This window comes from Cellulophaga fucicola (genome assembly GCF_900119145.1).
GTDB classification, from domain to species: Bacteria; Bacteroidota; Bacteroidia; order Flavobacteriales; family Flavobacteriaceae; genus Cellulophaga; species Cellulophaga fucicola.
This window is the reverse complement of sequence record NZ_FPIY01000013.1, coordinates 1-9,248: the sequence shown is the minus strand read 5'-3', so window position 1 is coordinate 9,248 and position 9,248 is coordinate 1. Positions and strand designations below refer to the sequence as shown.

The following is a 9,248-nucleotide window of genomic DNA, read 5'->3' as shown; positions in this document are numbered from 1 at the left end:
GTTACAGTATTTGTACCATCAGAAAAAGTTACCGTTACAATTTGATTATCCTCTACACCAGTAGTAGTACCAGAAATGGTAACATCATTATCTTCAGACGCATTAACTATATTATCACCCTCAATAGGAGCTGTGATGTCTATGGTTGGTAGTGAATTTTCAAGCGTAATAGGGTCGTTGTCTGTAGCAGGGTTTCCGGCTATGTCCTCAACATCTGCCGTGACAGTAATAGGTCCGTTAGTTAGACCAGAAATATCTGCATCTGTAGCAGTCCAAGCATTACCAGTTACAGTAGCCGCTGTAGTTACTGTATTTGTACCGTCAGAAAAAGTAATAGTAACCGTTTGTCCGTTCTCAACATCAGTTGTTGTTCCAGAAATAGTAACATCACCATCTTCAGCTGCGTTTACCACATTATCACCTTCAATTGGCGTTGTGATGTCTATTGTTGGTAATGAATTATCTAAAGTAATAGGGTCATTATCTGTAGCAGGATTTAGTGCTACATCAGTAACATCTGCAGTAACAGTAATTGGTCCGTTAGTTAGACCAGAAATATCTGCATCTGTAGCTGTCCAATTATTACCAGAAACTGTAGCAGTAGTAGTTACAGTATTTGTACCATCAGAAATAGTTACAGTTACAGTTTGTCCGTCTTCAACATCAGTTGTAGTACCAGAAATAATCACATCATTATCTTCAGACGCATTCACTATATTATCACCCTCAATAGGAGTTGTGATGTCTATGGTTGGTATTGTATTTTCTAATGTTATAGGATCGTTATCTGTTGCAGGGTTTCCGGCTATGTCCTCAACATCTGCCCTGACAGTAATTGTTCCATTATTTAGTCCAGAGATATCTGCATCAGTAGCTGTCCAAGATCCATCAGGATTTACTAGAGCAGTTGTTGTAACAACAGGATTAACGCCATCGTCAAAAGTAACCGTTACGGTTTGTCCGTCTTCAACATCAGTTGTAGTTCCAGAAATGGTAACGTCATTATCTTCTGAAGCATTTACAATATTATCACCTTCTATAGGTGTAGTAATATCTATAGTGGCATTTACATCGTGTATAATATCTCTTGTTGCTTGGGTAGCAGGGTTACCAGCTAGGTCAGATACGTTAGCTGTGATTGTTTCTAAAGCATCAAGTGCTTGAGCATCTGCTGCAGTAATGTCCAAAGTCCAAGCTCCAGATGAAACAGTTGCTGTGTATGTGTTTCCGTTTAAATTAACAGTTACAGTCTGTCCGTCTTCAGCATCTGTAGTACCAGAGATTGTTACAAGTGAATTATCTTCTACTGCATTTATAATATCATCTGTAGCAACAATATCTATTGTAATAACAGGATTAGTAACATCTACTGTTAGTAAAGCATTATTTGATATAGCAGGAGAACATACATATGAAAGTTCTGAAACAATAACTCTATATTGATAACCATTTTGAGTAACAGTTATACCTGTTAAGGTTAGGGTAGGAGTAGTACTACCGGTATAAATATCAGAAGTATTAGTGTCATCAATATCTACAAAACCACCACCAAGTTGATCATCTACTTGCCATTGGTACAATAGGTTTGTTCCTGTAGCAGTAACAGAAAAAGACTCAGATGTATCTGCATTTGTAATAATGTCTTGTGGTTGGTCTGCAGCATTAGCAATAGTAGGAGCAACTCCAGGTTGTTGAAAATCGTACTGCGAATTACTTGCGCTGTCTTGGTTGTTAGGAACGGTATAGCCATCAGTAACATCAGTATCAATAACAATTCCGTTAGCATTTACAGTTGTTGGCGTGTCACCAAGTATACCATCTCCATTAGGATCTGTAAAACCAGCTTCAGTAACATCATTACATAAATCGCCATCAGCATCTAATTCTAAAAAGTCAGGTATTCCGTCTGGAGTACTTTCAGAATCAGCAAGTGTATAATTTACTGTTCCGCTGTTTTCTTGTCCGCTATCTTGTACACTATTTGGAACACCGTCTGTGCCAACAGCACCATCTAATATTCCGTTTGTATGTGGTTGGTTGCTTCCTGCTTCAACAGTATCATAAATACCATCATTATCAGCATCTAAATCAAAATGGTTAGGAACTCCATCACCATCAGTATCAAATGCATCTACAATACCATCATTGTTAAGATCATTAGTAGCATTTACATCTTTAAAATTAAGAGTGCCATTATTATCATCGTCAGCACTTGGATCAACACCGCCAGGACTTTCTGCCGTATCTAGAATACCATCATTGTCGTCATCTAAATCAACCGAATCCGGAATGCCATCATTATCATTATCATCTATACCAGCTTCACGGTAGTCTACTTCTGTTGTTGCATTTATAGCAATATTTGGCAGGTCTGATGCTCCGTTATTTTGATCATCATTAGGATCAAACAAGCCACCTGAAGTATCTACATCATCAAACTCATCTAAAAGTCCATCACCATCAGAATCTAAATTGTTTGAAGGGGAATTAAACCCTGCTTCCTCTGTATCACTTAGTCCATCATTATCTGTATCTAAATCCAAATAATCAGGTGTTGGATCCATATCTGTCTTTTCAGGAGTTAAACCGTTTGGATAATTTGTATCTAAACCGTTTACGTCAAAAGTATTTGAAGGAGCCACATAACCTGTTGTTGGTTGTGCCTCAACGTTATCTGGAATACCATCATTGTCAGAGTCAATATCTAAATGATCTTCTATACCATCATTATCACTATCTATACCTTGGTATATAGTATAAACAGGAGCTGTTCCAGGCCCTGAAGCAGTAGTTCCAGAGCCATCAGTATTATTAGAAGAGGTAGTGTTATTTGGAGTGAATAAACCGTTAATATCACAAGTTTTAAACAATACAGAACCTAAGTAAACATTAGAAGTCGTAGTTAATAGTTCACCACTAAAAGTAATATCTAAGTTTGTAGTTTCATAGAAATTAAAATAAGCAGCTAACCTTGGGCCAAAATCAACATCATCCCAAGTTTTTGCAGGCCCTTGAAAAGTTGCGGTACCTGTTGCTAAATTTTCTGAAACTGTAAGTAACGAATTGCTATCTATAGCATACAATCCTGGTCTTGTTAGGGTAACACTTTCTCTATTATTAGCTCCATCAATGTCATAAATAACACCACCAAATCTAATTAAGTTTACTTGAAAATCTGTTCCTGTTGCAACTAAACGAACATTAAAGGATATACCACCTGTAGCACCAACAGTACCACCAATTGTAAAGCTAGGTTGCCATGCGTTAGCAGTACCAGATGAATTGTCATCTATTGAAGCTAATGTAGCATTATCTATGTCTGTAATTCTTACAATAGCATCTAAGATCCCTAATGAAGAAGTTACAACGGTAGAAAATCTATATTCTGCACCTACTGTACCAGCACCGGAGCCTGTACCTCCTATATAAGCACCACCGTTAAATGAACCAGGAGGAATATCACAAGCATCACCTTTTGTATCTGTAGGTGTAAATCCTAAAGACTCTACATAATCTAAAATTCCGTCATTATCATCATCAATATCTGTATCATTATTTACAGTATCACCATCTGTGTCAATAGAATCTACGTGTGTTGTTGGATCTCTAAAATCTACTTCAGAAGTAAATGGATCTTGATCATTAGGGAAATTTGTTACTTGTTGATTGCTATTTGTAGGTCCGTTAGGATCAGCAATTCCATTAGTTTCAGTTGTGCTATTGTCAAAACCGTCATCTAGACCATCGTTATCAATATCAGTATTTGTTGGTAAAGTGTCAGCAATATTATCACCATCTAGATCATAAGCTTCTACATAATCAGTTAAACCATCATTATCAGAATCTAAATCTCTAAAATCTGGAGAATCTGTACCATCTTTATTATCTGGCTGGTAAATAGATTGCCCAGACCCTGGTGAAGTCTCATAATTATCTGCTAATCCATTACCATCAGTATCAGCAGATGGAGATAGGTATCCAGAAGTAGATTGCCATTCAATATTATCAATAATACCATCATCATCACTATCTAAATCTAAATAATCTGGATAAGCATCTGTGTCTGTGTTTTCTGGTACATTAGTAAAGCTCCCACCATTATCGGCATCAAAAGCATCATCTATACCATCATTATCGGTATCGTTACCGGTTAGCTGTACCAATCCGGTATCTGTTTGCGATTCTACTAAATCTCTAATACCATCGTTGTCAGAATCAATATCAAGATAATTAGGACCAGCAATGCCATCTGAATTTACAGGAATATTGGAAACTCCAGCACCATCTACACCACCAACTTCCGCTGCATTAGGTATACCGTTTGTACCGGCAGGACTTTCAGATTCATCTATAGAGCCGTTGCCGTCAGTATCTAAACTTCCGTTTCCGGTTTCAACAACATCAGGAATACCATCATTATCACTGTCTAGATCTAAGTAATTAGGAACACCATCGTTGTCAAAATCTGTTATACCTTCTACAACATCTGTAATACCATCATTATCATCATCTTCATCTATGTTATTAGCTATACCATCGCCATCATTATCTAAATTATAGGTTTTTGTGGTAGAGGCAGAATTAGAGTTTCCTGCAGCGTCAGTTGTTGTAACACTACCTTCTATTGTTAAGTCAGCATCTTCTTCAAGTTCTAAACCAGGAACATCTATACTAAACACACCTCCAGAATCTACAGTTCCTGTATAATCTATTCCGTTTATAGTTAAAGTAACAGTATCTCCTGTATTAAAATCGCCACTTACAGTACCTGTTATAGGAATGTTGTTTGAAGCTTCAGAAGCAGTAACAAGATTGTTTGCTGTTACATTATTTATGACTATTGTTGGTACAGGAATTGAGTTGTCTAACGTTATAGGGTCATTATCAGTTGCAGGGTTTAAAGCCACGTCTGTAACATCTGCAGTAACGGTAATTGGTCCGTTAGTTAATCCAGAAATATCTGCATCATTAGCGGTCCAAGCATTAGCAATTACATTAGCAGTTGTTGTAACAGTATTTGTACCATCAGAAAAAGTTACGGTTACTGTTTGGTTATTTTCTACACCAGTTGTTGTACCAGAAATAGTAACATCAGTATCTTCTGCTGCGTTTACAATATTATCACCTTCTATAGGTGTTGTAATGTCTATTGTTGGTAATGAGTTATCAAGTGTAATAGGTTCATTATCTGTAGCAGGGTTAAGAGCGGCATCAGTAACATCCGCAGTAACAGTAATTGGTCCGTTAGTTAACCCAGAAATATCTGCATCAGTAGCGGTCCAAGTACCACCACTAACCGTAGCAGTTGTAATTACAGTGTTTGAGCTATCAGAAAAAGTTACGGTTACGGTTTGATTATCTTCTACACCAGTTGTTGTACCAGAAATAGTAACATCATTATCCTCATTTCCACTCACTACATTATCACCTTCAATTGGCGTTGTAATATCTATTGTTGGTAATGTATTATCTAAAGTAATAGGGTCATTATCAGTTGCAGGGTTTAAAGCTACGTCTGTAACATCTGCAGTAACAGTAATAGGTCCGTTAGTTAAACCAGAAATATCTGCATCTGTAGCTGTCCAATTATTACCGGAAACTGTAGCAGTAGTAGTTACCGTATTTGTACCATCACTTATGGTTACCGTTACAGTTTGTCCGTCTTCAACGTCTGTAGTGGTACCAGAAATAGTAACATCACCATCTTCAGCTGCGTTTACCACATTATCACCTTCAATAGGAGTTGTAATATCTATTGTTGGTACTGTGTTTTCTAAAGTTATTGGATCGTTATCTGTAGCAGGATTAAGTGCCGTATCTGTGACATCTGCAGTAACAGTAATAGGCCCGTTAGTTAAACCAGAAATATCTGCATCTGTAGCTGTCCAATTATTACCGGAAACTGTAGCAGTAGTAGTTACAGTATTAGTACCATCACTAAAAGTTACAGTTACCGTTTGTCCGTCCTCGACACCAGTTGTAGAACCAGAGATTGTAACATCATTATCTTCTGAAGCATTAACTATGTTATCACCCTCAATTGGCGTTGTAATATCTATTGTAGGTAATGTATTATCTAAAGTAATAGGGTCATTATCTGTTGCCGGATTTAATGCTACATCAGTAACATCTGCAGTAACAGTAATAGGTCCGTTAGTTAACCCAGAAATATCTGCATCTGTAGCTGTCCAATTATTACCGGAAACTGTAGCAGTAGTAGTTACAGTATTTGTACCATCAGAAAAAGTTACGGTTACAATTTGGTTATCTTCTACACCAGTAGTAGTACCAGAAATAGTAACATCGTTATCTTCTGACGCATTTACAACATTATCACCTTCAATAGGTGTAGTGATATCTATTGTAGGCGTTGTGTTATCCAATGTTACAGGATCATTATCCGTTGCCGGATTTCCTGCAAGGTCGGTTACATCTGCAGTAACAGTAATTGGTCCGTTAGTTAAACCAGAAATATCTGCATCTGTAGCTGTCCAATTATTACCGGAAACTGTAGCCGTTGTGGTTACAGTATTTGTGCCATCAGAAAAAGTTACAGTAACAATTTGGTTGTCTTCAATACCAGTAGTAGTACCAGAGATAGTAACATCATTATCTTCTGAAGCATTAACCACATCATCACCTTCTATGGGTGTAGTAATGTCTATTGTAGGAGGAGTTTTATTTCCTTTTAGAGTAATAATTAAATCTGCGGTATCAGAGTTAGAACCATCAGACAATCTATATTGAAAGGTTTCGGTAAGTGTTTGACCAATTAATAAACCAGAAACAGCAGTGTTATTAGTATCTGGAGTATAGGTGTAACTACCATCGTTATTTACGGTTATAGTACCATATGTGCCTGTATAAGTAACATTTACATTAGAATTGCTGCCATCTATTTCAGTAATTTGTATGTCTGGGTTGTCACCTTGCCAGTAAATATCAGAAATACCTGCTATCTGAGAAGTAGGATCTGCATCTGTAACATTAGGTCCGTAATTATAGCCAAGTCTTAATTGGTTTATAGGTTCATTAAAAAAGACATTAACGTTACCGGTAGCATCGCTTTCAATAGCGTTTCCTGTACCATAAAATTTATTGCCAGCAGTATTAACTACACCACCAGTTGTAACATAAGTAAAGTTAGAGGCAGTACCGTCTAAAGAACCTCTAATAGTAATTTGATCTTGCCAGTTTGTACTTTGGGAATAATCTATGTCGGTAATTAAAAAACCTAAGTTAAACACCGGTTCACTAAAAGTTATAATTAATTCTGTATCTCCAGAGGGGTTTGTAGTGGCATCAATATTATATAATAAATAGCCTGTATGCCCTCCATTAGTAGCTGTAGTTAAAACTATTTGATTGTTAACCGTACCTATAGATGAAGGGTCTGTAGATGTAAAACCAAGTTGCACACCACCAATTGTTTTCGATTTTCCGTTTACAGTTTCTCCGTTTGCAAATTGGTTTTCCCAAACTAAAGTTGCTAAACCTCTATCTACATAATCTGCTCCATCAACCCCAATGTCAGTTATTATATTACCTGAGACATCGTTTTCTACAACCACAGTTATTTCGTCTGTATTGTCTAGGGCTATAGGGGCTTCATCTACTCCGTTAATTGTTATGGATAAAATTCCATAATCAATAAAACCATCTTGATCTGTTATAGTGTAAGAAACAATATCCTGCAGGATTTCTCCATTTTTTAAGCCAGTAACAGATGAGTTGCTCTCATCTACATCATATGTATAATTACCATTTGGTTGTATAGTTACGCTACCATATAAAGTATTGTATGCAGATCCAACTTGTGCTGGGTATACATCAACCTCAGAAACAAAAATGTTATTCCCAGTATCAGCAGTACCATCTGTTAATACATTTCCTGTTACTGTACCTGTAGAGCTAGCGCTTATACTATTAATATTATCGTATGCTATAGGGGCAGTATAAACATTAATTAGAGTTTGTGAGGTACTAGATTGAGAACTTGTATCTGTAACCTGTATGTCAACAGTTCTAAGCCCGTCAGTTTGTGAGCTAGATAAATTTCCATAATAAGTTCCTGCAATAAATGCTTCAAAAGATGTATTTGGTATTGGATTACCAGAGGATTCTGTTATTAAAAAAGTAGTGCCCGATGTTTGGGTTACTAAAATACTTGTACCTCCAAAATTGTAGGTATTAGAAGGGTATGGAGGGGTTCCATTTAAGTAAAAAAGAGTAAAACCACTACCATCATTAAAAGAAATTAATTCTTCATTTGGAAAGTCAACCACTCCCGATAAAGAAATGGTGGCACTCAAAATAGTACCTACATCAGAAGTTAAAGTGGGAGAAATACTTATAGGGTACACATTTGATGTAGTAGGATCTACATTAAATTGATAATTGTTTCCGGGAGTATTTGAATTTAAATCTAATACAGGATTTGCATAGATATTTTTTTCTGATTTGTCTTTATGAGAGTCATTAAGTGTTATAGGGTAACAAACCAAAGCAGTAAAAAAGCTGGTAATAAATAATAACGTAGGTTTGGTAAGAAAAAATAATTTTAGGGACTGTGAGTACTTTTTTTTCATAGGTCTATTTTTAGTGGGGAACTCTATTAATATTAGAAAAAAATATTAGAATTTATTTTTTATTATTTCCATATAAAATGTAGAAAATTGCATATTGTAATTATAGTAATAATACTACACTTTTTCAAGTGTAAATGTTATGTTTTTTTATTGAGTAAACTACAAGTTGTTATATGTTATATAATTTGTATTATAAGTAAATATTAAGTTAAGTGTTTGTTTATTAGTTAGTTGTTTTTTTTAGAGTTATATCAATTTTTTCTCGTTATTTTACTTAATGTGTATTTTTTTTGTAGGTTTTATTTGATATAACTAAATATATAAAAATTAAAAATTTTATCTTTTTTGAATTAATTTATGTTGTGAAATAGCATTTATTGTATGTGAAAACCTTTGTTTTTGTTTTTACATATTTAGTATACGTACGTTAAAATTAAATTAAGGTTCATTTTATTTAACCTCTCTTTTGGTTTGCAGACATTTATTTATACTTTTTTTAAAATATATATTAGCTTTAATTTTGTCTATAGGAATAAGGTTTTATTTTAGATATTAAGTATTAAGCTGCACTTTTTGTATACGAATGGAGAAATTTAAAAGAACCTAGGTTAACAGAGTTTAAAGAAAAAAAAACAGCTTACATAAGTAAAGTAAATACAA

At 35.3% G+C, this 9,248-nt stretch carries 1 protein-coding gene; it reads right to left on the bottom strand.

The annotated features are described in order from the left end of the window. The coding region (locus tag BT107_RS17220) for a beta strand repeat-containing protein (RefSeq protein WP_139254345.1) at positions 1-8,588 on the bottom strand (8,588 nt) is incomplete at its 3' end. Positions 8,589-9,248 lie beyond the last annotated feature (660 nt).